The following is a 25709-nucleotide window of genomic DNA, read 5'->3' as shown; positions in this document are numbered from 1 at the left end:
CGAGGAATTCGAGACCCAGCACTACCGATCTCAGGCAGCAACGAACACCGCCTGAAACCACGCAAACCGGCCGCTACGAAACTCGGGGCAGCTCAACCCTATCCATGTGTTCGACGTAGGCCAGCGAGTGCTAGCCGGCGGGAGACCGCGCAAACGCACTGATTGCTTCTGAAGCGCCTGTGATCCCGCGAAAGGAGCGCTTCTTTGACGTCACTGTGAAGGCGCAGCTGGTCGGCAGCGACCCGGGTGATGCGTTGCCGGGGCGCAGCCTCGCCGAGACCGGTCTGAACATCAGAACCGCCTGACCGGCCACGATCCCACGAGCTCAGCCTCAATAGGTGGCGTCGTACTGCTGAAGGAAGGTCCGCGCCGCCTTGTTGATGGCCTTCACTGGGTCTGCGGTGCGCTGGAAGTTGAACCACTCCCCTACGATCCGCAGCCGGGTGAACTTCTCGTGGAGGTGGCTCTCCAACGGAAATCCGCCCGGCGACTGCCAGCGCAGCACTATGGGAGACGCCGACCCAATCTGGAGCTGCTTAAGGCGCTTCTGGATGTTCCCGGCAACACCGATCTTTATGGACTTCGGGTCGGCTTCGGTGGACACGGCATAGACCCACCGGGAGTCCATCTCATTGGTGCTCTCCGCCTCGGGGACACGTGATGCCCGGACCTCTGAGCAGGGCTGGCAAACCCCTCTCAGGCCACCGCACGAGCACTGGCCGCAGTCGTCGCAGGGCACGCACGGTTGCTGGTCGGCTGGAGGTATCGCCTCGAGGTTCACGGAGAGGACAAGGCCCAGGCCGTGGTGCTCACGCTTGTCGACTACACCGACCGCGGTGAGTTCAGCAAGGACTGGTAGCAGCGCGTCCGAGTCGGCCAGGCCCACAACGCGGGCAATGTGGTCCAGGTCGAAGGTTTCGCTGCCCTCGTCGACCTGTTGGTCTGCGGTGAGGACGGCGTATGTAAGGCGGGCGGTGGGGCTCAGGTCCTGATTGAGAAGGGTGACGGCGTCGACCAAGACGGCGTAGGGATGTCGGCGGTAGACGCGGATGATGAGCCTCCTTCGGCGGAGGCGGCCCGCAGTGTTCGGGCCGCCATGATGTGAAAACGCCGGGCGCGCGGATCTGTTCCAGACCTGTGAGGTTCAGCGCCCCCGGCCGACCGCCCCTGGAGAGCCGTCGAAGTACCGCCGCCTTGTGGCGACCGCGCGGCGCCCATTCGGTGCCGGCCGAGGGTGGACCTTCACTCGCGAGTGGGCGAGCATTACGCGCCCGCGCCCTCACTCTTCGTTCGGGGCCTCCGAGCGAGAGTCCTCCGAGTCGGCGGCCTCTGCCTCGGCTATCTGTTCGGCGATCTCCCTGCGGATGGCCACCGCGTCCGCAGGCGACCACCCCGAGCCGCTCCCGAAAGGCAGCACACGGTCGTGGGGCTGGTACAACTCCTCGCTTTCCAGACTGCGGCGACAGGCGCGGCACTGCCACGGACGGCGCAGGGTGATCCACTGTCTGAGCCCGCACCAGGGGCACAACGCGAAGTAGGCGCTGGGCCCGTGAGCGGCAGCCCAACTGGCGTAGCCCGACCGGCTGCGAGCCACGTTGATGTCGCCGTGGGCGCGTTCCGCGACCCAGCCAAGGAGGACCATCTCGCCACCGGGCCACGCGCAGGTGCAGGGGCCGTCGCAACGGCAGGCGCGCGCCTTGCCCACCTCGACGGCCTTTTCCTTGCGGGGGGTGGCTGGCCCCTTGACCTCAAGCCATGTCCCGATCTCGGGCAGCCAGAAGTCCGGCAGGTAATGCGCCCCTGACGGCAAGGTGATTTGCTCGGGCTCGTACTGCCAGAGGATGCTTTGGGTGTCGAGGGTGCGGGCCCAGTCGGCTTCTAGCCGAGAGCGAAAGGTGGTGCCGCTGTACACCGTCGGTACGGCTTCGATGGGCTGGCCGTCTTCGGGGAGCTCCGTCACGGCGTCTCCGTTCTGGGTCAGTTCTGCGCCGCCCCGCAGTTTGACCGCTAACCTCGCGCTTTCATGAAGCGGGCTGTCCGACGGGTGGTCACGTAGGCGAGACATGCCTCTGAGCAGCAAGACTAAGGCTTCTCTAGGTCCTTGGCCATCACCGAGCTCGCCTTCGCCCATGGCGAAACGCTCCACCGCTCGTAGCCCTAACTCCTCGCGATACTGCTGCCGTTCAGCATTCGGCCGACCTCGTTTACACGTCTCATGCCTCAGCCTTAGCGCAGCCGACAACCATCGTTAGCTGCTACGGCATCACAAGTTCCAACTCAGTAACGCCCCCTCTATCTCGAGAATCCGGTTCGTCCAACTCGCCCTTTCTCTGGAATCTCGTCCTGTCATCGCCCCACACGACAGGAGTCGACCCATGCCGGAGCCGCGCGGAGCATCCCAGGCCGCCTTCTTGACCCTTCCCAGGGCCGCCGAGTACCTCGGCATCTCGCCCAACACGCTGTACGTCTGGCGTCACCGCCGACAGGGGCCTCCCAGCTTCCGCATGGGTAGGCGCGTGATGTACCGGATCACGGCGCTCGACGAGTGGGTCCGCGATCAGGAGCTAGCGGACTCCCGCTCCAACCGCGTCCTTGACCCGCTGAACCGGAAGCCGCAGCGGCGCTCGAAGCCCGTGAAGTAGCGCGGTGGCTTACGCGACTCGTCTCCCCCGAGAAGAAGTTCATCGCACGGGGATTGGATCGTGCCGAAGATCGCGTTAGCACCGACCAGCTCATGATCACGCACCACTGGAGGACCCCGTCATGGCGGGTTACATAGAAGACCGATGGCTGAAGAAGCGCCCCGACAAGCTGACCGGGAAGCGGGAGCGGACCGCGATCTACGGCACCGGGAAGCGCTACCGGGTCAAGGGGATTCCCGGCATCCAGGACCGGTCGTTCCACACGAGCGAGGACGCGAAGCAGTGGCTCGCCAGCGCCAAGACGGACTCCAGCCGTGGCGAGTTCGTCGATCCCCGCAAGGGGGAGATCCTTCTCGCCGATTACATCGCCGAGTACTGGTGGGCGGGCCGCTCCGACGAGCCCTCGACGGCGGACCCGATGCGCAGCCGCATCTGGAACCACATCATCCCGTTGGTGGGCGACTACGCCCTGCGTGAGATCGACGCTTCCGCTCTGCGGACCTTCAAGGCAGCACTGCTGACGAGGGTCGAAGAGTCGACGGCAGAGGTGATCTGGGGACACCTGTCCTCGATCCTCGGCAGTGCCGTCGACGACCAGCGTCTGCTTCGCAACCCGATGAAGGTGAAGAACAGCGTCAAGCCCCCACGAGCGATCGACAGCAAGGCCAAGGCGTGGTCACGTGAGGTCGTCGACGCCGTCCGCGTGGGGTTGCAAGACCGCTACCAGATCGCTGTCGATCTCGGCATCGGGCTCGGGCTGCGCCAAGGCGAAGCGTTCGGTCTCGCCGAAGAGGACTTCGACTTCGCGGCTGGAGTCGTCCACGTCCGCCGCCAGCTCAGGTGGGACATCAAGGGACGCCCCTACTTCTCGCTCCCCAAGGGGCGCAAGACCCGCGAGATCCCCCTGCCGGCGAACCTCGCGCTTCGGGCCCGAACTCACTTCCGCCGATTCCCGTCGACTTCATGCACGCTGCCCTGGCGGAACCCGAAGACCCCCACCACCGCGCTCGAAGAGCGCCAGCGGAAGCCGATCACAGTCGACCTGATCCTCACTTCGTCGCACGGGAACCGCATCTACTACCGGACCTGGAACGACCGCAGCTGGAAGCGTGCGCTCGCCGCCGCCGGACTGATCAAGCCCGTGGGCGAGAAGGTGCGGCACGACGGCAACCGAATCCGCCGGGTCCCGCGCTATGCCGCCCCACGCGAGGACATGTTCCACGTCCTCCGCCACACTTACGCGAGCGTGCAGCTGGAAGCCGGCGAGTCGGTCGTCAGCCTGTCCAAATGGCTCGGGCACTCGACGCCGAAGGTCACGCTCGACCACTACGCTCACTTCATGCCCGGCGCGGGGCAGCGAGGGCTCACCGCGATGGACGCCTGGCTGCGGGATCCCTCCCGGCCGAAAGTCCCTGAGAAGTCCCTGCGGACGTGGATCGCCCCTCGGACACCCTCGAACATGCAGGTCAAGGGCATGGTGCGACAGGGGGACGACATGTCCGTCAAGTACAAGGAGACCGCCCGGGGCGGGCTCGCGGTGAACATCATCGAGTGCTGACGACAGAGGCCGCGCGGGCCGGTGCGGGCCGCGGCGTTCGGACCGATGAGTTTCCTCGTCCCGCGGTGTCCAACCAGTGGGGACGGTCGTTCCTCCCCGCCGGACACGCTGAATCGGCCATCGGGGTCGAAGAGAGTGGTGCGCGATGAAGCTGGTTGTGCAGGAGTTCCTGACGCTCGACGGGGTCTCCCAGGGCCCGGGGTCCCCGGACGAGGACACCAGCGACGGGTTCACGCGGGGTGGCTGGTTCGTGCCGCACCTCGACGAGGAGTTCGAGCGGCTGGCCGGCAGCTGGCTCGGGGAGGCGGACGCGTTCCTGTTCGGCCGCCGTACCTACCAGAACTTCGCGCGGGACTGGCCGAAGATGACCGACCATCCCTCCGCCGCCATCCTGAACGGCCTGCCGAAGTACGTGGCCTCCCACAGCCTGACCAGGGCCGAGTGGAACCCGACCACGATCCTGTCCGGCGACGTCCCCGCCCAGGTCGCCGAGGTGAAGCGGCGGCCCGGCCGGGAGCTGCAGATCCACGGCAGCGCCCGGCTGGCCCAGTCCCTGCTGGCCGCCGGGCTGGTCGACACGCTGCGGCTCGTGATCGCCCCGGTCGTGGTGGGCCAGGGCCGGCGTCTGTTCCCGGACGGCGGCGCACCGGCCGGGCTGCGGTTGGTCGGCCAGCGGACGACACCGGGCGGCCTGTCGGTGCACACCTTCGAATCGACGGGGCTTCCGGAGTTCGGGACGTACGGGCCCGACGCGTAGGCCCCCGGTGCCGCCCAGGTCGAGGACGACCGCCCCGCCCGCCACGGCCGGGGTCAGGCCGCGTACTGGTGGGACGGGTAGGTCAGATAGCCCTGGTCGCCGCCCTGGTAGTACGTGGCCTCGTCGACGGGGGCGATCGGGAGTCCCCCGCGCAGCCGCTCGACCAGGTCGGGGTTGGCGATGAAGGCGCGGCCGAAGCTGATGAGGTCGGCGCCCAGTCCGAGCCAGTGGTCGGCGTCGTCCCGGCCGGTCTGCTCGGGTCCCATCGGAAGCACCGGGTTCATGACGAGGGCGCCCGGCCACGCCCGGCGCAGAGCGAGCAGTGTCTCGTCGTCGGTGGTGGCCTCCAGGTGCACGTACGCCACGTCGAGCCGGGCCAGCTCGGTCAGCAGCGCGGTGTAGAGCTCACGGACGCCGGTCTCCTCGATTCCCCAGAAGCCCCCGCCCGGTGAGAGCCGGATGCCGGTCCTGGCCGCGCCGATGGCTTCGACGGTGGCGGAGACGGCCTCGACGGCGAACCGGATCCGGTGGGCGGCCGGGCCTCCGTAGCGGTCCGTGCGCAGGTTGGCGTTGGACGAGAGGAACTGCGAGATGAGGTAGCCGTTGGCGCCGTGCAGCTCCACCCCGTCGAAGCCCGCGTCGACGGCGCGGCGGGCGGCCAGGGCGTACGACCGCGCGTGCGCGGGCACTTCGGCGGTGTCCAGGGCGCGCGGCACCGGGGCGGGCTGGGGCCCGGTCGGGGTGAACACGTCGCCGACGGCGGGCACGGCCGAGGGCCCGACCGGTCGCACGCCGGTGGTGTCGGGATGCGAGACCCGGCCGCCGTGCATGATCTGGGCGAAGATCCGTCCGCCGTTCGCGTGGACGGCGGACGTCACGGGACGCCAGGCGGCGACCTGCTCATCGGTGTGCAGCCCCGGCGTACCCGGGTTGGACTGCCCGATCACGCTCGGCTGCACCCCCTCGCTCACGATCAGCCCGGCTGTGGCCCGCTGGGCGTAGTAGGCCGCCATCGACGGCGTCGCCAGACCGCCGGCTGCGGCCCTGACCCGGGTCATCGGGGCCATGACCACCCGGTTGGGCAGCGTCAGGCCGCCGAGCCGGTAGCTGGTGAAAAGGTTCGTCACGTCAGGACTCCTTCGCGGTCCGCCGCGCCCGCGTCCCGGGCACTGCGGCTACGCTAAAACCTGACACTGACGTCAGAGGCAAGCTCTGTGGGGCAGGACACGGCCGGGAGGCTACGTGCGGATCGGGGAACTCGCGTCACAGGCCGGAGTCAGCGTCCGGTCCGTGCGCTACTACGAGGAGCAGGGGCTGCTCAGCAGCACCCGCAGTCCCAGCGGGCAGCGGCACTACACGCACGACGAGATCGAACGGGTCGCGTTCATCCAGCGGCTGTACGCCGCGGGCCTGTCCAGCCGCACCATCGCCGAGCTGCTGCCCTGCGTCGACGCGCCCAGCGAGGCGAACTCCGACCACGCGCTGGAGCGGATGGCGCAGGAGCGCGACCGTCTCTCCGCGCAGATCGACGAGCTCATGCGGAACCGGGACGCGCTCGACGGACTGGTGGCCACGGCCCGTGCGCACCGGGAGCAGCTGAGGACGGCCCTGGAGACCGTCACATGAGTCACGGGGGACCCGTCAACGGGTGCTGAGCCAGTGCGGGTCGGGGACCACCGTCAGGATCGCCGACAGCAGGACGACCGCCGCCAGTACGGCCAGCTCCGCCCGCGCCGGGGGCCCGGCGTCCGCGCCGCGGCGCAGCCGGTGCCTGGCGGTCAGGGCGAGGCCGCTCACGACCGCGACCAGCAGCAGTTTGGCGATCAGCACGCGGCCGTACGCCGTGCTGAACACGACGTCCGCGGGGAGTCTGCGCAGGGTGGAGAGCGTTCCGGTGGCGGCGAGCGTGGCGAAGAGCCAGCCGGCGAGCCGGGCATAGCGGGCGAGCACCTGGCGGGCCGCCGCCGGGTCTTCCCGGCGCAGCCACATCGTGCGCAGTACGTAGAGCAGTCCGCCGGTCCACAGCGAGGCCGCGGTCAGATGGACGGTGGTGAGGGCGGTGCCCAGCATCGGGGTGTACGGCTCCGGGTGGGCCCGCAGGGCCTCCGCGCCGACGACCACGGCGAGCGGTACGAGGGCCGCCAGGGGGCGGTTCACGGCGACGCAACCGGCCGCCAGCAGAAAGCCGTTGGCCATGAAGAGCAGCAGCCGGCCCTCGACGGTGCCGTACACGGTGGTGAGGTCGAGGCCGCTCACGAACGCGAGCAGGATGATCTGCCCGGCCGAGGCGCCCGCCCCGGTCAGCGCGGCGGCGAGGGCCCAGCCGCGGGGCGCGGGGCCGGGACGGGCGAGCCGGGCTCCGGCCAGCTCGCCGAGGTGCAGCGCGAGCCCGGTGAAGACGGCGACCCGCAGCGCGGTGATGCCTCCCGCGCCGGGTATGCGCAGCTCACCGGTCCCGCGCGAGGCTATGGCCAGGCCGAGCGGTACGACCAGCGCGGCGAACAGGACACCACCGGCTGTCAGCGCGGCCCTGCGGCCGGCCGAGGCGGTGATTTCGTCAGCGGACGGACCCGGATATATCACCGTTTGATCTTCTCTGCCCGGCGGGTCTCCCGGCAACGCGAGCGGGGCGAGAGGCTGATGGTCCGGGCCGTCCCGGGCGCTCCGGCCCGTACCACCGCCCCCGGATCAGCCCTTGCGCGAGGCCAGGAACTCGTCGAACGTCAACAGACCGTCCCCGTTCCCGTCGTGCGCGTTGATCACGGCCTGCGCGACCGTCTCGGTCACATGGAAGTCGCCGAGCTGCGCCATCACGCTCTTGTACTCCGCCGCCGTGATGAGCCCGTCGCCGTTCGCGTCGAACCGCTCGAACGCCGTGCGCGCCTCGTCAATGTCCGCCACTGTTCCGCCCCTTCGTGATGCCTGCTAACGGGGTCAGATTATCCGTACGCGTTCACCCGGACGGCGGCAGCCCGGGGCGGCACCGGATCATGGCTTGCGCGTCGCCCGGCGCCCGCCGCCGGGAAACCACCGCCTGCCACCTGCCGTACCGAACGCCCGCGGTGTGCGGGCGTTCGGTACCGGCGGCGCAGACGCGTACGTCCGTCAGCCGCGCCACGGCTGGTAGTGCGGATTGTCCAGGCACTCCGACATGATCTCGGTCTTCTTCACCTTGTCGACCGGGCAGACACCGACGATCCGCTCCCGGGAGATCCCGCCGGGGAAGGCGACCTCCACCTGGTCGGCCCATTTGTGCGTGTCACCGATCGTCTTGTTGACGTCGATGCCGCCGGGGGCGTCGATGTAGTAGTTGAAGCCGCTCTTGTACCACTGCTTGTACAGGTCGTGGTCATAGCTGGTGGAGACATAGGGCGAGGGCTGGTTGACCAGGACGTACTTCTCCACGTCGTACTGCCCGTTCACCGGCGCCTTGGGCTGGAAGCCCTGCTCGAAGATGACCTCCGGCTTCCGGCTGTCGGCGCGGTAGAGCTGCCGGCAGTCGGTGCGCCAGGCGGGCGTCGGGGTGATCCGGTTCACCTCGACCGTGTGGTCCGCCGCCGCGTACATCGGGTCCTCCACACGGGGGCAGGATGCGGCGGCCTCGACGGAGGCGGCCCGCGCCGGGGCGGAGGTGTCCGGGGCGGACCCGGCCGGGGCGGATGGGACCGGAGCGGAACCGGCGAGGGACCGCGTGGCGGCGGCCTCGGTGGCGGAGGCGGGAATCAGGACGGCGAGGACGGACAGGGCGACGGCTGCGGCCCGCCGCCGCGAGCGAGAAGTGATCATGGGGTGCACCCTCCACGCTGTACGGCGGCGGGCCGTGGACCGTCACCCGTCCGGGGGCGTGTCGTCCACAACCTTGTCCAGTCCAACCCTGCCCGCTCCACGACGAGTTGACGTCAGCCTGACACCAACTCCGTGCCGGTCACGTCGACTCCGCGCGCGGGCGGCGTCAGCGGAAGACTCCCGTGTGCCCGAGCGAGTAACGGCCGGGCTGCGGGTAGACCGCGAGTCCGTGCGGACCGCCACCGACCGGGATCCGGGCGATCTCCTTGCCGCTGCGCGTGTCGATCGCGTACACCTCGGAGTCGTAACGCCCCGCCAGCCACAGGACCTTGCCGTCCGACGAGACGCCGCCCATGTCGGGGCTGCCGCCGTCCGGCAGATGCCACTTCTTCGCCAGCTTGTTCTTCGCGAAGTCGAAGACGGAGATGGTGCCCTCGCCGCGGTTGGAGATGTACATCTCCTTCGAATCCCGGCTGACGTACAGGCCGTGGCATCCCTCGCCCGTCGGCAGCAGCTTCGGGGTGGTGAACTTCTCCCCGTTCAGCACCCACACACCGTGGGCCATCATGTCGGCGATGTAGAACGTCTTACCGTCCGGGGAGATCTTCACGTCCTGCGGCATGGCGCCCTGGAAGGGCAGCTTCTGCTGGGAGATGACCTTCATGCGCTCCGTGTCGACCTTGAGGAGTTCACCGGAGAACTCGCACGACACGATGAAGTACCGCCCGTCCGCCGAGAAGTCGGCGTGGTTGACGCCCGCGCAGGTGACCGGCTCGGTCTTCTTCACCTTCATGGTGTGCGGATCACGGAAGACCAGCTGACGGTCGAGCGAGGCCATCACGATCGCGTACTTGCCGTTGGGCGTGAAGTAGAGGTTGTACGGATCGTGCACGTCGACCGGCTCGCCCGCCTTGCCCGTGGCGGGGTCGATGGGCGTGAGCGTGTGACCGCGGTTGTTGTTGACCCAGAGGGTCTTGAGGTCCCAGGAGGGCACGACATGCTGGGGCTGTCGGCCGACGTCGATGGTCTCGATGACCTTGTAGGTCGCGGGGTCGATCACCGAGACCGTGTCGGAGTGGGTGTTGGGCACATACACCCGGGACGGGAAGCCCTTCACGATGGGCGAGAGCATGCCGGGCCGGTCGGCGGCGTAGATGTCCTTGGGGTCCAGTACGGGTGGCATGCCCGGCAGTCCGGCCGGCACGCTCCGCTCGGGTACGACGGGCCGGGCGGCGGCCTTGGTCGCCTTCGGCGCGGCCCGCTCGGTGTCCTGGCTCGCGCAGCTCGCGAGCAGCGCGAGGGCGGCGGCTCCCAGCAGGGCGGTGGTGCGCCTGGCGATCCGGTCGGCGGACCGCGAGGCGAGGGGGGCGGGCCAAGGCCACGCGGTGGTTCCCGGAGTGGTGGTTGGTGGCGTGGGGGTCCGTGGTGTGGCGGTCCGTGGTGTGGGGGGAAGCATCAGGTCAGCAGCTCCGTGGTCGTCACCGCGCGCAGGCCGCGGCGTTCCAGTGCGTCGAGGAGGGCGGGCAGCGCGGCGACGGTGTCCGCGTAGCCGAAGTGCAGGCTCACCACGGAGCCGTTGCGGATCTGTCCGGTGACGGTGCGGGTGACGGCCGCGGCGCCGGGCGAGGTGAAGTCCAGCGAGTCGACGTCGTACGAGAGGACGTGCGGGTAGCCCGCCTTCCGCGCCAGCCGCTGGACGAGCGGGGTGGCGTGCTGCGTGCGGGAGGGGCGGAACCAGCTGCCGATCGAACCGGTGAGCTTGCGCAGCCGCTGGGCGCAGCCGGTGATCTCCGCGTACGCCGCGGCCTCGTCCAGCTCGGAGATGTCGATGTGGTGCAGTGTGTGGTTGCCGAGATCGTGGCCGCCGTCCAGGATCCTGCGGGCGAGGGCCGGGTGTTCGTCGAGCCAGCCGCCCACGGCGAGGACGGTGATCCGGGCTCCGGCGCGTTCCGCCTCCGCCAGCACCGCGGTGGCGGTGGCGGGGTCGCCCTGGCCGTGGAAGGTGAGGGCGACCCGCGCGCGGTCGCGTGGACCGTGCGCGATCTCGGCGGGCTGTCCGGGGAACCGGCGTGGCGCGGGTGCCGTACGGACGGCGGGCCGCCCGTTCCCCGGGCTGGGTCCCGCGGACGTGCCGCCAGGCGATCCGGCGGAGCCGCGCGGCGGACCGGACACGGAACCGGTGGGGGTGGCGGGGGCGCTGTCCGTACAGCCGGTGGCGAGGGCGCCCGCCACGGCCGCACCGGCTCCTGCGCGCAGTGCACTGCGCCGGTCGATCGGAATCACGCCCCCATTTAAGGGGGAAGGAGGGCGAAAGGTGACGATTGACCGGTTAAGCGACCTTACGGGTCGTCAGCTTCAGGGCAGTCGTCGAAGGCCGCCCCGCCAGGCCATCAGGGATCAGCCCGGCAGGCCGTCAGGGGCCGTCACCCCGGCAGGGCGCCGTCAGGGCAGCTGGCGGTCGGCGACCCGCATCTCGAACCAGGTGGTCTTGCCGCGCGGCAGCAGATCCACCCCCCACCGGTCGGAGAGCCGGTCCACCAGGAAGAGGCCGCGCCCGCTGGTGTCCATCTCCTGCACCGGCATCAGACAGGGCAGTCCGCGCGAGGGGTCCCGTACCTCGATCCTGATCCAGCCGCGGCGGCGCAGCATCCGTAACCCGAAGACCCGGGCGCCGGTGTGCCGTACGGCGTTGCCGACGAGTTCCGAGACGAGCAGGACGGCGTACTCGGCGGTCTGCGGCGAGAGCGCCCACTGTTCCAGCACCACGCTGTGCGTGATCCGGCGGGCGGCGAGGGCGGATTCCGGGCGGGAGGGCAGACGGACTTCCGCCTCCGTCGGGTTGCCGAACAATTCCAGCGCCTTGTGCGCCTGTTCGTCGTCGACGGACGGTATCCACCGCGCTGCGGCCGCGTCGCCGCGCTGCCGCGGTTGCTCCACACCCTCCAGGCCCGCCATGTCCCCCATCATGGCCGCCCAGAACCCTCCCGGGGGCCGTTCCGGGTGAATCGACCCCCCGGAATGAGTCATTCCAGGGGGCGCGAACGGCATATGCCAAGGGCAGAACTTGGGCTTGCACAACCACTCTGACCTGCGATGACGACCCGCAATTGGATGATCACCAAGAGCGATCACGGCAAATATCTTAAGGTTCTCTTAAGGTTGCGCTAAGCCGGGCGCCGGGTTGACGCCGCGCTGTGCCCACCGCCAACAGGGCGACTTTCAGAGGAACTTGGCCTTCCCCGGGCCGTCCTCCACGAACGACCGCATGCCCCGCTCGCGGTCCTCCGTGGCGAACAGGCCCGCGAACCAATTGCGTTCGATCGTCAGACCGGTCTCCAGATCCGTCTCCAGACCCGCGTCGACCGACTCCTTGGCGGCCCGCAGCGCGAGCGCGGGTCCCTGGGCGAGCTTCGCGGCCCAGGCGTGCGCCTGCTCGTACACCTCTTCCGGCGGGACCACCCGGTCGACCAGACCGATCGTCAGCGCCTCGTCGGCCTTCACCTGACGGCCCGTGAAGATGAGGTCCTTGGCCCGGGAAGGGCCGATCAGCCGCGCGAGCCGCTGCGTACCGCCGGCCCCCGGGATCAGGCCGAGCAGGATCTCGGGCTGGCCGATCTTGGCGTTGGCCCCGGCGATCCGGAAGTCGGCGCAGAGGGCCAGCTCGCAGCCGCCGCCCAGCGCGTAGCCGGTGACCGCCGCGACGACGGGCTTGGGGATACGGGCGACGGCGGTGAACGACTCCTGGAGCGCCCGGGAGCGTACGACCATCGCCGCGTGGTCCCACCCCCGCATCTCCTTGATGTCGGCGCCGGCCGCGAAGACCTTCTCGCCGCCGTACAGGATCACGGACCGTACGTCGTCACGCCGGCCCGCTTCTTCGGCCAGTTCGCGCAGCCGGTCCTGGATGGAGGAGTCGAGCGCGTTCATCGGGGGGCGGTCGAGCCGGATCGTGCCGACGCCGCCGGAGACCTCAAGGTTCACGAATGCCATACGGGCAGGTTAACCGGCGCTAACCGACGGCGACACCGGCACCCGCGCCGGCGGCGGCACCGGGAGAGACGCAGGCACTGGGGCACGGGTACGGGTACGGGTACAGGTACAGGTACGGGTACGGGTACGGAGCACCGGCGGGGAGACGCGGACGGGCCCGGTGCGCTCTGTCGCCGCGCACCGGGCCCGTATCCCGCGAGGTCTCGCCGGAGGTCCTACTTGATCCACTCCGGCCAGGACATGTTCCAGCCGTTCAGGCCGTTGTCCGGGGCGATCTGCTTGTCCTTCGAGTTCTTCACGATCACCACGTCGCCGATGAGCGAGGAGTTGTAGAACCACGCCGACGGGGTGCCGTTGTTCCCGCCGCCGCGGATGTCCCGCAGCCCCACACAGCCGTGGCTGACGTTCGCGGAGCCGAACGTGCCCGCGGACGCCCAGTAGTTGCCGTGCACGAAGGTGCCCGAGGTGGACAGCCGCATCGCGTGCGGCACGTCCTTGATGTCGTACTCACCGCCGAAGCCCACCGTCGCGCCGTTCATCCTGGTCACCTCGTACTTCTCGCTGATGACCATCTGACCGTTGTACGTGGTGGTCGACGGGGCGCCCGCGGTGATCGGGATGTTCTTGATCTGCCTGCCGTCCCGTACGACCTTCATCGTCTTGGCGCTCGCGTCCACGGTGGAGACCTGGCTGCGGCCGATCGTGAACGTGAAGGACTTCGCCTGCTCGCCGTACACCCCCGGCCGGCCCTCGACGCCGTCCAGGTTGAGCTTCACGGTCACCTTCGTACCCGCCGCCCAGTACTTCTCGGGGCGGAAGTCGAGGCGGTCGTTGCCGAACCAGTGGCCCTCGATCGGTACGGACGGCTCCGCCGTCACCGTGATGGCCCGCTCCACCGCCTCGGGCTCGGTGATGCCCCGGGTGAAGTTGATCGAGACCGGCATGCCGACACCGACCGTGGAACGGTCCTCGGGCGTGTAGTGGCCGATGAAGGTGTTCTTCGGTACGAGCGTGGTGAAGGTGGTGTCCTTGGCGGACTCCCGGCCCCCGGTGTCCTTGGCGATCGCGTGCACCTTGTACTTGGTGGCGCCGGCGAGATGCTGGAGCGGCTCCCAGCTCGTGCCGTCCGCGGCCAGCTTGCCCTCGACCTGCTTGCCCTTGTCGTCCTGGACGGTGACCGTGGTCAATTTGCCTTTTCCGGCCGAGACCTTGAGGGCGCCCGTGGTCGCGACCGCCTTCGCCCCGTCCTCCGGGGCGATCGTCACGACGGCCGCCGACGCCGCGTTCTCGACCTTCCCCGCGCCCGCGCCGTTCTTGTCACCGTCGCCCGTGCCGGACCCGTCGCCTCCGCCACACGCCGTGACCAGCAGGAGCAGCGCCCCGAGCATCAGGGCCAGCGGCCCCGTTCCCTTGTGTCCCCGTCGTCCCGTGCGCCGTTCCGGTCTCTCGCCCCGCGGCGCCCGGCCCGACCCGGCCGATGTCCCCGATATCGGCAGCCCATTCACTATGGTCGTCTCCCCTCGCACGGCCTGGCCCCGCCACGGCCCGCACTCCCCGCGCGTCGAGTGCACGCGCTCGCGACAGATAATCACACCGCAAGCGCCGCGGTGATCTCGCGTCTGTCACCATTCGGTCCCAACAGGCCGGGACGGCGCAGGTCATACGGGCCGTACGAGGGGACGGCCGCGCGCCGAGGGGCTCCTCGGGAGCGCTGGGCCGCTGCCGGTGGGCGCGTCAGTCGGCGCGGGAGCCCGAGACGGCGGGGAGGGCCGAACCCGCCTTCCAGCGCTTCCAGTCCAGGTTCCAGCCGCCCAGACCGTTGTCGGGCGCGACCGTACGGTCATGGGAGTTGACCACTTCGACGACATCGCCGATCAGGGTCCGGTCGAAGAACCAGCCGGCCGGGGTGTCGGGGCCGCCGCCCTTCACGTCCCGCAGCCCGACACAGCCGTGGCTGACGTTCTGGGAGCCGAACGTGGTCGCGGGCGCCCAGTAGTTGCCGTGCAGAAACGTTCCGGATGTGGTGAGCCGTACCGCGTGCGGCACATCCTTGATGTCGTACTCGCCGCCGAAGCCGACCGTCCTGCCGTTCATGCGGGTGACGTCGTACAACTCGGTGACCACCATCTTCCCGTTGTACGTGGTGGTCTTGGCCGCGCCCGCGGTGATCGGCACGGTCGAGATCAGCTCCCCGTCGCGCCGTACCTCCATGGTGTGCTCCTCGGCGTCGACCAGCGAGACCTGGGAGCGGCCGACGGTGAAGCCGACCTTCTTCTCCTGGATGCCGAACACTCCCGGCGCCGCCTGGACGTCGCGCAGGGCCAGGTCGATCGTCACGCGCGTGCCCGGCTCCCAGTACTCGCGCGGCCTGAAGTCGAGACGGTCGTGGCCGAACCAGTGCCCCGCGATCTCCACCGGCGGATCCGCCGTCACGGTGATGGCGCGTTCGACAGCGGCCCGGTTCTGGATCGTCCGGTTGAAGTCGAAGGAGACGATCATGCCGGTGCCGACGGTGGCGCGGTTCTCCGGGGAGAAATAGCCGATGAACCGGTCGGTGGGTACCGCGGTCATAAAGGTGGTGTGGCGCGCCGAGCGGCGGCCCGCGCCGTCCACGGCCACCGCGTCGACGCTGTACTTGGCGGCCAGCGCGACCCGCGCGCCGCTCTCCGGCGTCCAGGAGCGGCCGTCGGCGGAGATCCGCCCGCGCAGCTCGGTGGGCTGCGCGTCCTCCACCTGTACGACCTTGACGCGCTCCAGCCGGCCGTCCGGCACCCGCACCGCGATCGGGTCGGACCGGCCGATGCCCTTCGTACCGTCCTCGGGGGTGATCCGGATCGTGTCCCCGGGAGCGCGCGACTTGCCCTCCGTGAACGATTCGGTGCCCGCGCATCCCGCCAGGCCGGCCAGCAGGCCGGTCATCAGTCCTGCCCATGTCAGGACGGCGGCCGCGCCGGTCCCTGCCCGCTTGGGCTCTGTCCGCTTCAGTACGTGTCTCACGTCCCGCCCAACGACCACGCCCCTCCGGGGGAAACGTGAGGGCGGGCCCTCTTGCGGGCAGAACAGGTGGGAGGACCACGCGGAGGGGAGCCACGGCCGGGACGCCGTGCGCCCGATCCGCGAGGCCGACGAGCCGCGGGAGGCCGGTCAGTGGCGAGCGCAGCCGAGCAGAAGGCAGTGCAGGAGAAGCGGAAGGAGGAGAGCGAGGAGAGGGACACGGAGGAGGTCGCGGAGAAGGTCACGGCGCAGGTCACGGCGCAGGCCGCTGAGCAAGCCGATGAGAAAGCCGCCGGGAAAGCCGCTGGGAAGGTCACGGGGAAGGTCGCGGAGAGAGCCGTGGAGAAGGTGCGGGAGAAGCAGCGGCGGGAGATCCGGGACGGCAACGGCCTCCGCCGCGAGCCCGGCGCCTCCAGGCCCGTGGTCTGGCCGGGCTCGCCGACCCCGCTGGGAGCGCGCTACCGAGTGGGCCCCGACGGCGTGGCGGGCACCAACTTCGCCCTCTGGGCGGGCGGCGCCGAGGCGGTCGAGGTCTGTCTGTTCGACGACAGCGGCGCCGAGACCCGGTTGTCGCTGACCGAGCTGACCCATGAGATCTGGCACGGCTTCGTGCCCGACATCCGGCCGGGACAGCGCTACGGGTACCGGGTCCACGGTCGCTGGGATCCCTGGACGGGCGCCCGCTGGAACCCGGCGAAGCTGCTGCTCGACCCGTACGCCCGCGCGGTGGACGGAGACTTCGGGCTGCCTCCTGAGGTCTACGGCCATGTGCGGGACTGGCCGCAGCGGGAGGTGGCCGACACCGTGCGGGACGGCCGCGACTCCGCTCCGCACGTCCCCAAGGGCGTCGTCGTCCACGACAGCGCGCCCGACGACGAGTGGGCCGACGACCGCCGGCCCAAGACGCCGTGGGCCGATTCGGTCATCTACGAGCTGCATGTGCGGGGCTTCACCAAGCTCCACCCGGAGATCCCGGAGGAGCTGCGCGGTACGTATGCGGGCCTCGCGCACCCGGCGGCCATCGGCCATCTGCGGCGCCTCGGGGTGACGGCGGTCGAACTGCTGCCCGTACACCAGTTCGCCCACGAGGACCATCTGCTGCGGCGCGGGCTGCGCAACTACTGGGGCTACAACTCCATCGGCTACTTCGCGCCGCACGCGGGCTACGCGGCGGGCGGCACCCGGGGGCAGCAGGTCGCGGAGTTCAAGGGGATGGTGCGCGCGCTGCACGCCGCGGGGATAGAGGTCATCCTCGACGTGGTCTACAACCACACGGCGGAGGGCGGGGAGCAGGGGCCGACGCTGTCCCTGCGCGGTATCGACAACCGCGGCTACTACCGGCTGCCCTCCGACGCGCGCAGATACACCGACTACACCGGCTGCGGGAACACCCTCCATGTGGTCCAGCCCCAGGTACTGCGGCTGATCACCGACTCGCTGCGCTACTGGGTCACGGAAATGGGTGTCGACGGCTTCCGCTTCGACCTCGCGGCGGCGCTGGCCCGCTCGATGCATGACGTCGACATGCTCTCGCCGTTCCTCGCGGTGATCGCCCAGGACCCGGTCCTGCGCCGGGTGAAGCTGATCGCCGAGCCGTGGGACGTGGGCAACGGCGGCTACCAGGTCGGGTCGTTCCCCCCGCTGTGGACGGAGTGGAACGACCGCTACCGCGACGCCGTGCGGGACTTCTGGCGCGGCGCGCTGCCCGATGTACGGGATCTGGGCTACCGGCTGTCGGGGTCGAGCGATCTGTACGCGTGGGGCGGCCGGCGGCCGTACGCCTCCATCAACTTCGTCACCGCGCACGACGGCTTCACGCTGCGCGATCTGGTGTCGTACGAGCGGAAGCACAACGAGGCCAACGGCGAGGGCAACAGGGACGGGACGAACGGCAACCGCGCCTGGAACTGCGGCGTGGAGGGCCGGACGGACAACGCCGCGGTCAACGCTCTGCGGCGGCGGCAGTCGCGCAATCTGCTCACCACCCTGCTGGTGTCGACGGGCGTGCCGATGCTGGTCGCGGGCGACGAGATGGGCCGTACGCAGGGCGGCAACAACAACGCGTACTGCCAGGACAGCGAGGTCAGCTGGCTGGACTGGTCACTGCTCGCGAGCCCCGAGGGGCAGGGGCTGCACGCGCTGACCGCCCGGCTGCTCGCCCTGCGCCACGCCCATCCCGTACTGCGCCGCCGCGCCTTCTTCTCCGGCCGGCCGCAGGCCCCGGACGGGCTGCGCGATCTGGCGTGGTTCACCCCGCAGGGCTCGGAGATGACGGCGGAGGACTGGTACGCACCCGCCCGGACGCTCGGGCTCTTCCTGTCCGGCCGGGACATCCCCGGCCGGGACGCGCGCGGCGAGAAGATCACGGACGACAGCTTCCTGACGGTCCTGCACGCGGACGGCCGGCCGGTGGAGTTCACGCTGCCGGGGCCGCCGTGGGCGCGGGCGTACGAACTGGTGGTCGACACCGCGCGGGAGGAGCAGACGGAGGCGCCGGGCACGGTGTTCGAGGGCGGCGCGACGGTCACGGTCCCGGCGCGGGCGGTGCTGCTGTTCCGGGTGCGGGGGTGAGGGTACGGGGCCGAGGGTGCGGGTGAGGGGCCGAGGGTGCGGGGGTGACGGGAAAATCACATGAGCGATGTCAGTGGTGAACCGTAGGCTCGCTCCTGATGTCCGAAACACATGCAGCCACCAAGGACCGGTCCTCCGTTCGCTCTCTGCTGCGGCTGTGGCCGTACGTGCGACCGGTGCGCGCACGCCTGTTCAGTGCGGCTTTTGTCGCGATCGTCGCTTCCTGTCTCGGGCTGGTGTTCCCCCTCGTACTGAAGTGGATGGTGGACGGTCCCGTCGCGGACCGGGACACCGGGGGCATCTGGCTCGGGGCGCTGATCCTGCTGGGGCTGGGGATCGTCGAGGCGGTGCTGTTCGGTTTCCGCCGCTGGCTGGTGGCGCGGCCGCTGGCCGGTGTGGAGGCGGCGATGCGGGCGGATCTCTACCGGCATCTGCAACGGCTGCCGGTGGCCTTCCATGACCGGTGGCCGTCGGGCCAGCTGCTCTCGCGCGGGACGACGGACCTGATGCTGTTGCGGATGTTCCTGGCGTTTCCGCTGACGTTTCTGCTGGTGAACGCCACAACGATCCTGGTGGGTTTCCTGATTCTGCTGATGCAGGACTGGTCGCTGGGGCTGGTGCTGATGACCCCGGTGGTCCCGCTGGTGATCCTCTGCTCGTTCTTCGAGTCGCGGTTCGCGCTGGTCGCGCGCCGGGCGCAGGACCAGGTGGGCGATCTGACCACGGTGGTCGAGGAGGGCGTGCTCGGCATCCGGATCATCAAGGGGTTCGGCCGCCATCGCAGTCAGGCCCTCGCGTTCCGCGCGCTCACGCGGCGGCTGCGCGAGACGGAGCTGGAGAAGGCGCGGCTGCTGGCCGGCATCTGGGCCCTGATCATGGCCATTCCCGAACTGGCCCTCGCCGCCGCGCTGGTGCTCGGCACCGTCCAGGTCGCGGACGGCGGACTCTCCACGGGCACGCTGGTCGCGTTCCTCTCGACGGCGCTGGCGCTGCGGTGGCCCGTGGAGTCGATCGGGTTCCTGCTGGCGATGAGCCAGGAGTCCGCGACGGCCACCGAGCGGTTCTTCGAGGTGATGGACGTACCGGAGGAAGCGGAGGACGCGTCGGGGTACGTGTCCGGGGCGGCCCCGGGTCACGGAGCCGGCGGCGGGCTGCGCTTCGAGGGGGTGACGTTCCGGTACCCGGACGCGGAGGCGGGCTCCACGCCCGTCCTGGAGCGCATCGATCTGCGTATCGGGCCGGGCGAGACCATGGCCGTCGTCGGCGCCACCGGTTCGGGCAAGACCACGCTGACCGCGCTCGTACCGCGACTGCACGAAGTGACCGCCGGGCGGATCACGCTGGACGGCGAGGACATCGCGCTGATGCCGCGCGAGCGGCTGCGGGAGCTGGTGTCGGTGGCGTTCGAGGAGCCGACGCTGTTCTCGGCGACGGTCGGGGAGAACGTACGGATGGGCGCGGAGGACGCCGACGAGGACGCGCTGCGGCGGGCGCTCGACGTGGCCCAGGCGGGCTTCGTCGAGGATCTGCCGCAGGGCACCGCGACGGAGGTCGGCGAGCAGGGACTCAGCCTCTCCGGCGGCCAGCGCCAGCGGCTCGCGCTGGCACGGGCGGTGGTCGGCCGGCCGCGCTTCCTGGTGCTCGACGATCCGCTGTCCGCGCTGGACGTGCATACGGAAGCGCTGGTGGAGGCCGCGCTGCGGCAGGTGCTCAGGGAGACCACGGCGCTGGTGGTGGCGCACCGGCCGTCGACGGTGCTGCTCGCCGACCGGGTGGCGCTGATCTCGGGGGGCCGGATCGCCGCCGTCGGCACCCATCAGGAGCTGCTGCGGAGCAGCGAGGAGTACGCGTGGCTGATGTCCGGGGCGGAGCGGGATCCCGGGGCCGGGGCCGGGGCGGATCCCGGGGCCGGGGCCGCTTCAGGGGCTGTTGAGGAGAGCATCCGATGACGACGTCGACCACCACGGGCCAGGACGCGCCGGGCCCGGACGCGAACGGACCGGACGCGAACGGACCGGACGCGAACGGACCGTCCGGGACCGGCCCCTCCGGGACCGACGGCAAGGACTCCCCCGCGTCACCCGCCGCGCCAGGCGCCGTCGAAACCCTCGCCACGGCGGCCGGCACCACCGCGGCCGGCACCACCGCGGCCGACGCCACCGCGGGCCGCTCGACGGCGGGCCCCTCGACCGCGGGCCCCTCCACGGCGGCCGACGACCCGTTCGGCCAGGACGCCCTGCCCGCGCCCCCGGGGGCGACCGGCGCCCTGCTGCGGTCCCTGCTGAAGGTCCGCCGCGGCCGGGTCGCGCTGGCCGCGCTGCTCCTGCTGCTCCAGCAGGCCGCCTCCCAGGCGGGACCGCTGATCGTCGCGTACGCCATCGACCGCGGTGTGCCCGCCTTCCGCGACGGCGACAACGGGCCGCTGTACGCCGTCGGCGCGGGATATCTGCTCTGCGCGCTGGGCTCGGGGGCGTTCCAGTACGCCTTCATCCGGGTCGCGGCCCGGGTCAACCAGGACGTACTGCTCGACCTGCGCGGCCGGATCTTCCGTCATGCCCAGGCGCTGAGCCTGGACTTCCACGAGCGCTACACCTCCGGGCGGCTGATCTCCCGGTCGACCACCGATGTGGAGTCCCTGCGCGAGCTGCTCGGCGAGGGTCTCCAGGAACTCATCGGCGTGGTGCTGGCCTTCGTCTACATCTCGGCGATGCTGCTCTACCTGGACGTGGGGATCGGGTCGCTCGCCGTGGTCTCCTTCGTACCGCTGTATCTGCTGGTACGGATCTACCAGCGGCGGGCGGGGGTGGTCTTCGGCCGGCGTTCCACCGCGATCGCGGCCGTGATCGTGAAGTTCGCGGAGACGATGAACGGCATCAGGCCGGTGCAGGCGTTCCGCCGCGAGCGCGCCAACGACGCGGACTTCCACGCGCTCAACCACCGCCACGAACGGAGCAACGGCGACGCGCTGCTGGAGATGGCCCGGTATGTGATCGGCTCGCGGTTCGTCGCCAACACCGCCGTGGCCGGGATCGTCCTGTGGGGCGCCTACCGGGTGGCGGACGGCACGCTCGCGCTCGGGGTGCTGGCCGCGGCCGTGCTGTATCTGCGCAGGCTGTACGACCCGATCGACCGGCTGGGGATGTTCCTCAACTCGTACCAGTCGGCGGCGGCCTCGATGGAGAAGATCGCGGGTCTGCTGGCCCAGACGCCCTCGGTGCCCGAGGCGTCGAACCCCCGGACGCTGCCCGCGCTCACCGGCGACTCCCCGGGCCGTGAGGCCGTCTTCGACGGGGTGAGCTTCACGTACCGTACGGGCGGCGAGGTCCTCCCCCGCTTCGACCTGACGATCCCGGCCGGGCAGACGGTCGCGGTCGTGGGCTCGACGGGCGCCGGCAAGTCCACGCTGGCGAAGCTGCTGGCGCGGTTCTACGACCCGACGGAGGGCCGGATCCTCCTCGACGGCGTCGATCTGCGGGAGCTGGACACCCCCGAGCTGCGGCGCGGGGTGGTGATGGTGACCCAGGAGGCGTTCCTGTTCTCCGGCACGGTCGCCGAGAACATCGCCCTGGGCCGCCCGGACGCCTCCCGCGAGGACATCGAACGCGCGGCGCGGGCCATCGGCGCCGACGAGTTCATCAGCGGCCTGCCCGACGGCTACGACACGGACGTGCGCAAGCGCGGCGGCCGGATCTCCGCGGGCCAGCGCCAGCTGGTCGCCTTCGCCCGCGCGCTGCTGGCGAACCCGGCGGTCCTGATCCTGGACGAGGCGACCAGCTCCCTCGACATCCCGGGCGAGCGCGCGGTCCAGCGCGCGATGGACACGGTCCTGCGCGGCCGTACGGCGGTGGTCATCGCGCACCGCCTGTCGACGGTCGAGATCGCGGACCGGGTGCTGGTGATGGAACACGGCCGGGTCGTCGAGGACGGCACCCCGAAGGACCTGATCGCCGGCACGGGCCGCTTCGCGGGCCTGCACCGGGCCTGGCGCGACAGCCTGGCCTGACCGGGACCCGCGCCGGGTGAACTCGGCTGCTCCGTCCAGCGCGCGTGACCGGGGCCGAGCTGGTCTGCTGGTCCGGGGGGCGTCGTGTCCGTACCCCTCCGTACCCCCCGGAGAGAGCCAGATGAGCAGTTATCGAGCCGCGCAGGTCGCCGCCGCCGGCGGGCCGTTCGAGATCGTCGAGCGCGAGGTGGCCCGGCCGGGCCCGGGGCAGGTGCGAGTGGTCGTGGACGCCTGCGGGGTCTGTCACAGCGACAGCGCTTTCGTGGAGGCCCAACTGCCCGGCGTACGGTTCCCGGTGGTCCCCGGGCATGAGATCGCCGGGCGGATCGAGGAGCTGGGCGAGGGGACGCAGGACGCCTGGCGGGTGGGCGAACGGGTGGCGGTGGGATGGTTCGGCGGCAGCTGCCACCACTGCGTGCCCTGCCGCCAGGGCGACTTCATGGTGTGCGAGAACCTGAAGGTCCCCGGCTGGACGTACGACGGCGGCTTCGCCGAGTCGGTCATCGTCCCGGCCGACGCCCTGGCCCGGATCCCCGACGCGCTGGCGGCGACGGACGCGGGGCCCATGGCCTGCGCCGGGGTGACCACGTACAACGGGCTGCGGCGCAGCTCCGCGCGGGCGGGTGACCTGGTCGCCGTGCTGGGCATCGGGGGCCTGGGCCATCTGGGGGTGCAGTACGCGGCCGCGATGGGCTTCGAGACCGTGGCCATCGCCCGCGGAGCCGCCAAGGCGGACTTCGCCAGGCAGCTCGGCGCGCACCACTACATCGACAGCACGGCCGGCACCACCGTCGCGGACGCGCTCCAGGCGCTCGGCGGCGCCAAGGCCGTGCTGGCCACCGCGGCCAACGCCGACGCCATGACGGCGACCCTCGACGGACTGTCCCACCGGGGCGAGCTGGTCCTCATCGGCGCGGCCCCCGAGCCGTTGAGCGTCGCCGCGGCCCCGCTGTTGATGCGCGGCAGGATCATCCGCGGCCATCCGGCGGGCACCGCGCGGGACGTGCAGGACACCATGGAGTTCAGTGTCCTGCACGGCGTCCGCCCGATGACCGAGGTCCTTCCGCTGGACCGGACGGCCGAGGCGTACGGGAAGATGCTCTCCGGCGCGGCCCGCTTCCGGATGGTGCTCACCCCCCGCTGACGCGCCCCGGCCACGCTCTCCCGCGCGCCGGTCAGGGGTTGTTGAACCGCACCTCCGGGTTGGCCGCCGTCGGGCCGTCCAGCAGGGGCCGCGGAATGCCCCGCAGGTGCTGGTCGAAGAAGGCACCGACATAGCCGCGGGTGAGGTCGGCCGAGCGTGTGGCGGGCAGCTCCGGCACGGGCAGGCCGAGCTTCCCGGCGAGGAACGGGGCGTCGGTGAAGGTGAAGTGGTCCGCGCCCGCGACGGTCAGCCAGCGCTTCCAGCCGTCGAGGCGGTCCCAGGCCGCGTCCCAGCTCTCGTCCCCGCCGCCGGGGCGGTGGGTCGCGTCGCTGCCGAGCATCAGGAAGGGGCGGCCGTCGAGCCCCTGGTCGGGTACGGAGCCGTGGAAGGACCCGTCCATGTTGACGCCCGCCCGGACGCGGCTGTCGCCCGCCATGGCGGAGCCCGCGCTCGCGCCCCCGAGCGAGTGTCCGGCCATGCCGATCCTCTTCTTGTCGATCAGATGGGCGTGGCGCCAGGCCGGCCGGGTGCCGGTCAGCCGGTCCAGGAGGAAGGACACGTCCTGGGCGCGGACCGTGGTGGCGACGCCGTAGTCCTTGGTCTCCGTGAGCTTGTCGCAGGCGGCGCAGGTCAGGGTCCGGCCGCCCGGGAAGGCCGCGCCGGCGGACTCGTAGGCGTGGTCCACCGTGGCGACCACGTACCCGCGGCTCGCCAGATCCTCCGCGAGGCTGGTGAGGGTGTAGCGGGCGACGGTGAAGCCCGGGGAGAGCACCACTAGGGGATGCAATCCGCCTTCTGCGGGGCGGGCGTTGACGCGGCTGTGGACGCCGGTCGCGCTCACCGTTTCCGGCGGAGCGGCGTCCTCCAGATTCTGGGACTCGATGAGCAGCCGGATTTCCTCGGTGGTGGCGTACCGGGCGGGCCTGCCCGTACCGCCATGGGCCGGGTAGTACATGGTGACCATCAGTTCCCGGGCACCCGCCAACGGCACCCAGGGGTCGGGGCGGGAGTGGTCGGTGAGGTGCAGCGTGTGGCGGCCGACCGCGTACGGGCCGGTGGGCCGGGGCAGTTGGGGCGCCTCGGCTCTGGCCGGGGAACCGGGCGTGGCGGGCGCGGTGACGGACACGGGCGCCGGTAACGCCGAGGCGGTACCGGTCGCGACGACCGGGAGCGCGAGTGCCGCGGCGGTCGCCGTACGGTGAAGTCGCTTCATGCCTACGACGCTAGGGGAGGCGGCCGGACCGCGCCTCCGACCACGGGCCGAGCCGGACCCTGACTCCCGCCCCATCCCCCCTGTCCTCGGGAGTCAGGGTCGCTCGGCCCACGGCCTGACTCCCGGTCACACCCCCGTGGTGGCCGGTCCGTCCCCGAGGATCTCGATCAGGCTGGTGAAGCTGTCGGCGGCGTGCCCTGCCGCCACCCCGCGCCTGAACAGGCCGAGGACCGCCGCCGGGAGCGTCGTGTCGACCCCGGCGTCCCCGGTGGTGTGGAGGACGTGGTCGACACTCGCGGCCCCCATGGCGAGCCGGTCCACATCGCCCGGATACTCGCCGCGGTCGATCCTCGGCGCGTAGAACGCGAGGAAGTCCGGCAGCGACGCGAGCGTGGGCACGGCGTACGGCAGGAAGTCCCCGGCGGAGATGCCGTGTGCGCGGGCGACGGCGAGGGCGTGCAGGGAACTCGTCATGGCGGTCCAGAAGATGTCCATCTGGAGCTGGTAGTAGAGCGGCGCCAGGGCCGGGTCCTCGCCGAGGTAGTCCGTGCCGGTGAGTACGCCGAGGGTGGCCGCGTGCTCCTCGAAGACGTCCTTGGGCCCGCTGTAGAAGGTGGCCGACTCCGGCTTCCCGATGCCCGAGGGCGGCACCTGCACCCCGCCGCCGAGATGACGGGCGCCGTGCTCGGCCGCCCAGGCGGTGGCCTCGTGGGCCCTCTTGGGGGTGTCGGAGCTGAGGTTGACGAGGACCCGGCCGGCGAGCGCGCCGGTGGCGGGCCCGAGGAGGGCGTACATCGCGTCGTAATCCGTCAGGCTGAGGATCACCAGCTCGTTGGCGGCCAGTGCCTCCTCGACCGTGGCCGCGCGGACCGCTCCCCGCGCCACGAGTTCGTCGGCCCTGCTCGCGGTTCTGTTCCATACGGTGACCTGATGGCCGCCGTCCAGGAACACGCCGGCCATGGCCCGGCCCATCGGCCCCAGCCCGATGACGGTGACGGGCGCGGCCGAGGCCGTCGGCGCGGCCGGTGTGACTGTCTGCTTGCTCATGGGA

General features: G+C 70.9%; 22 protein-coding genes. 8 read left to right on the top strand and 14 right to left on the bottom strand.

Annotation, left to right across the window (positions count from 1 at the left end):
* Positions 1-331 precede the first annotated feature (331 nt).
* A complete protein-coding gene (locus tag ACZ7LS_RS09295; protein ID WP_385136582.1) occupies positions 332-1018 on the bottom strand; it encodes a GIY-YIG nuclease family protein in 687 nt (228 codons plus the stop codon).
* A gap of 261 nt (positions 1019-1279) precedes the next feature.
* A complete protein-coding gene (locus ACZ7LS_RS09290) occupies positions 1280-1960 on the bottom strand; it encodes a PDDEXK family nuclease (protein ID WP_385136584.1) in 681 nt (226 codons plus the stop codon).
* Positions 1961-2375: 415 nt separating this feature from the next.
* On the opposite strand from ACZ7LS_RS09290, the gene ACZ7LS_RS09285 reads away from it, so the two are divergent.
* The 3 genes from ACZ7LS_RS09285 (at position 2376) to ACZ7LS_RS09275 (ending at position 4957) form a co-directional block, all read left to right on the top strand.
* Entirely contained in the window at positions 2376-2642 is a 267-nt protein-coding gene (locus ACZ7LS_RS09285) for a helix-turn-helix transcriptional regulator (RefSeq protein WP_385136585.1), read from the top strand.
* Between the two features lie 121 nt (positions 2643-2763).
* On the top strand, positions 2764-4200 hold the full coding sequence (locus ACZ7LS_RS09280) for a tyrosine-type recombinase/integrase (protein WP_385136587.1): 1437 nt from the start codon (positions 2764-2766) through the stop codon (positions 4198-4200).
* Between the two features lie 145 nt (positions 4201-4345).
* A complete protein-coding gene (locus ACZ7LS_RS09275; protein ID WP_385136588.1) occupies positions 4346-4957 on the top strand; it encodes a dihydrofolate reductase family protein in 612 nt (203 codons plus the stop codon).
* A 53-nt stretch (positions 4958-5010) separates the two neighbouring features.
* Here ACZ7LS_RS09275 and ACZ7LS_RS09270 read toward each other — a convergent pair whose 3' ends face one another.
* Complete coding sequence (locus ACZ7LS_RS09270) at positions 5011-6084, bottom strand: alkene reductase (protein WP_382517455.1); 1074 nt, start codon at positions 6082-6084, stop codon at positions 5011-5013.
* 115 nt (positions 6085-6199) lie between these two features.
* Between ACZ7LS_RS09270 and ACZ7LS_RS09265 the strand changes: the two genes are divergently transcribed.
* Entirely contained in the window at positions 6200-6583 is a 384-nt protein-coding gene (locus tag ACZ7LS_RS09265) for a MerR family transcriptional regulator (RefSeq protein ID WP_382664860.1), read from the top strand.
* A 15-nt stretch (positions 6584-6598) separates the two neighbouring features.
* Here the strand turns inward: ACZ7LS_RS09265 and ACZ7LS_RS09260 are convergent, their stop codons facing one another.
* The 9 genes from ACZ7LS_RS09260 to ACZ7LS_RS09220 form a co-directional block, all read right to left on the bottom strand.
* Positions 6599-7540, bottom strand: coding sequence for a CopD family protein (locus ACZ7LS_RS09260; protein ID WP_382873359.1), 942 nt, complete (start codon positions 7538-7540; stop codon positions 6599-6601).
* A 105-nt stretch (positions 7541-7645) separates the two neighbouring features.
* The gene (locus ACZ7LS_RS09255) at positions 7646-7858 is read right to left on the bottom strand and encodes an EF-hand domain-containing protein (RefSeq protein WP_382517463.1); all 213 of its coding nucleotides are present in this window, start codon (positions 7856-7858) and stop codon (positions 7646-7648) included.
* Positions 7859-8062: 204 nt separating this feature from the next.
* Positions 8063-8743: an ADP-ribosyltransferase gene (locus ACZ7LS_RS09250; RefSeq protein ID WP_382873362.1), complete on the bottom strand. Its 681-nt coding sequence runs from the start codon at positions 8741-8743 to the stop codon at positions 8063-8065.
* Between the two features lie 166 nt (positions 8744-8909).
* Positions 8910-10199 (bottom strand): YncE family protein, encoded by a 1290-nt coding sequence (locus tag ACZ7LS_RS09245; RefSeq protein ID WP_385136591.1) that lies wholly within the window; start codon positions 10197-10199, stop codon positions 8910-8912.
* On the bottom strand, positions 10199-11026 hold the full coding sequence (locus ACZ7LS_RS09240; RefSeq protein WP_382664867.1) for a polysaccharide deacetylase family protein: 828 nt from the start codon (positions 11024-11026) through the stop codon (positions 10199-10201). Before ACZ7LS_RS09240 ends, ACZ7LS_RS09245 begins: the two co-directional genes overlap by 1 nt.
* A gap of 159 nt (positions 11027-11185) precedes the next feature.
* Entirely contained in the window at positions 11186-11710 is a 525-nt protein-coding gene (locus ACZ7LS_RS09235) for an ATP-binding protein (RefSeq protein WP_382517474.1), read from the bottom strand.
* A gap of 252 nt (positions 11711-11962) precedes the next feature.
* Positions 11963-12733, bottom strand: a complete 771-nt coding sequence (locus ACZ7LS_RS09230; RefSeq protein WP_382517477.1) for an enoyl-CoA hydratase/isomerase family protein — start codon at positions 12731-12733, stop codon at positions 11963-11965.
* 215 nt (positions 12734-12948) lie between these two features.
* Positions 12949-14238 carry a L,D-transpeptidase gene (locus tag ACZ7LS_RS09225; protein ID WP_382517480.1) on the bottom strand — a complete coding sequence of 430 codons (1290 nt, stop codon included), beginning with the start codon at positions 14236-14238 and terminating at the stop codon, positions 12949-12951.
* Between the two features lie 229 nt (positions 14239-14467).
* Positions 14468-15652 carry a L,D-transpeptidase gene (locus ACZ7LS_RS09220; protein WP_382878444.1) on the bottom strand — a complete coding sequence of 395 codons (1185 nt, stop codon included), beginning with the start codon at positions 15650-15652 and terminating at the stop codon, positions 14468-14470.
* A gap of 447 nt (positions 15653-16099) precedes the next feature.
* On the opposite strand from ACZ7LS_RS09220, the gene glgX reads away from it, so the two are divergent.
* From glgX to ACZ7LS_RS09200, 4 genes are all read left to right on the top strand, one after another.
* On the top strand, positions 16100-18298 hold the full coding sequence (gene glgX / locus ACZ7LS_RS09215; protein WP_385136607.1) for a glycogen debranching protein GlgX: 2199 nt from the start codon (positions 16100-16102) through the stop codon (positions 18296-18298).
* A gap of 98 nt (positions 18299-18396) precedes the next feature.
* Positions 18397-20247: an ABC transporter ATP-binding protein gene (locus ACZ7LS_RS09210; protein ID WP_382517484.1), complete on the top strand. Its 1851-nt coding sequence runs from the start codon at positions 18397-18399 to the stop codon at positions 20245-20247.
* Positions 20244-22301, top strand: coding sequence for an ABC transporter ATP-binding protein (locus ACZ7LS_RS09205; protein WP_385136594.1), 2058 nt, complete (start codon positions 20244-20246; stop codon positions 22299-22301). The genes ACZ7LS_RS09210 and ACZ7LS_RS09205 overlap by 4 nt, the downstream gene beginning before the upstream one ends.
* Before the next feature lie 121 nt (positions 22302-22422).
* Positions 22423-23445 carry an alcohol dehydrogenase gene (locus ACZ7LS_RS09200; protein ID WP_382664876.1) on the top strand — a complete coding sequence of 341 codons (1023 nt, stop codon included), beginning with the start codon at positions 22423-22425 and terminating at the stop codon, positions 23443-23445.
* 31 nt (positions 23446-23476) lie between these two features.
* On the opposite strand, the gene ACZ7LS_RS09195 is transcribed toward ACZ7LS_RS09200, so the two are convergent.
* Positions 23477-24658 carry an alpha/beta hydrolase family protein gene (locus ACZ7LS_RS09195; RefSeq protein WP_385136596.1) on the bottom strand — a complete coding sequence of 394 codons (1182 nt, stop codon included), beginning with the start codon at positions 24656-24658 and terminating at the stop codon, positions 23477-23479.
* A 126-nt stretch (positions 24659-24784) separates the two neighbouring features.
* Positions 24785-25705 carry an NAD(P)-dependent oxidoreductase gene (locus ACZ7LS_RS09190; RefSeq protein WP_382664880.1) on the bottom strand — a complete coding sequence of 307 codons (921 nt, stop codon included), beginning with the start codon at positions 25703-25705 and terminating at the stop codon, positions 24785-24787.
* Positions 25706-25709 lie beyond the last annotated feature (4 nt).

It is taken from the genome of Streptomyces sp. NPDC039430 (genome assembly GCF_055639435.1).
Note: the sequence above shows the minus strand (reverse complement) of the source record. Positions and strands in the feature narration are given on the sequence as shown.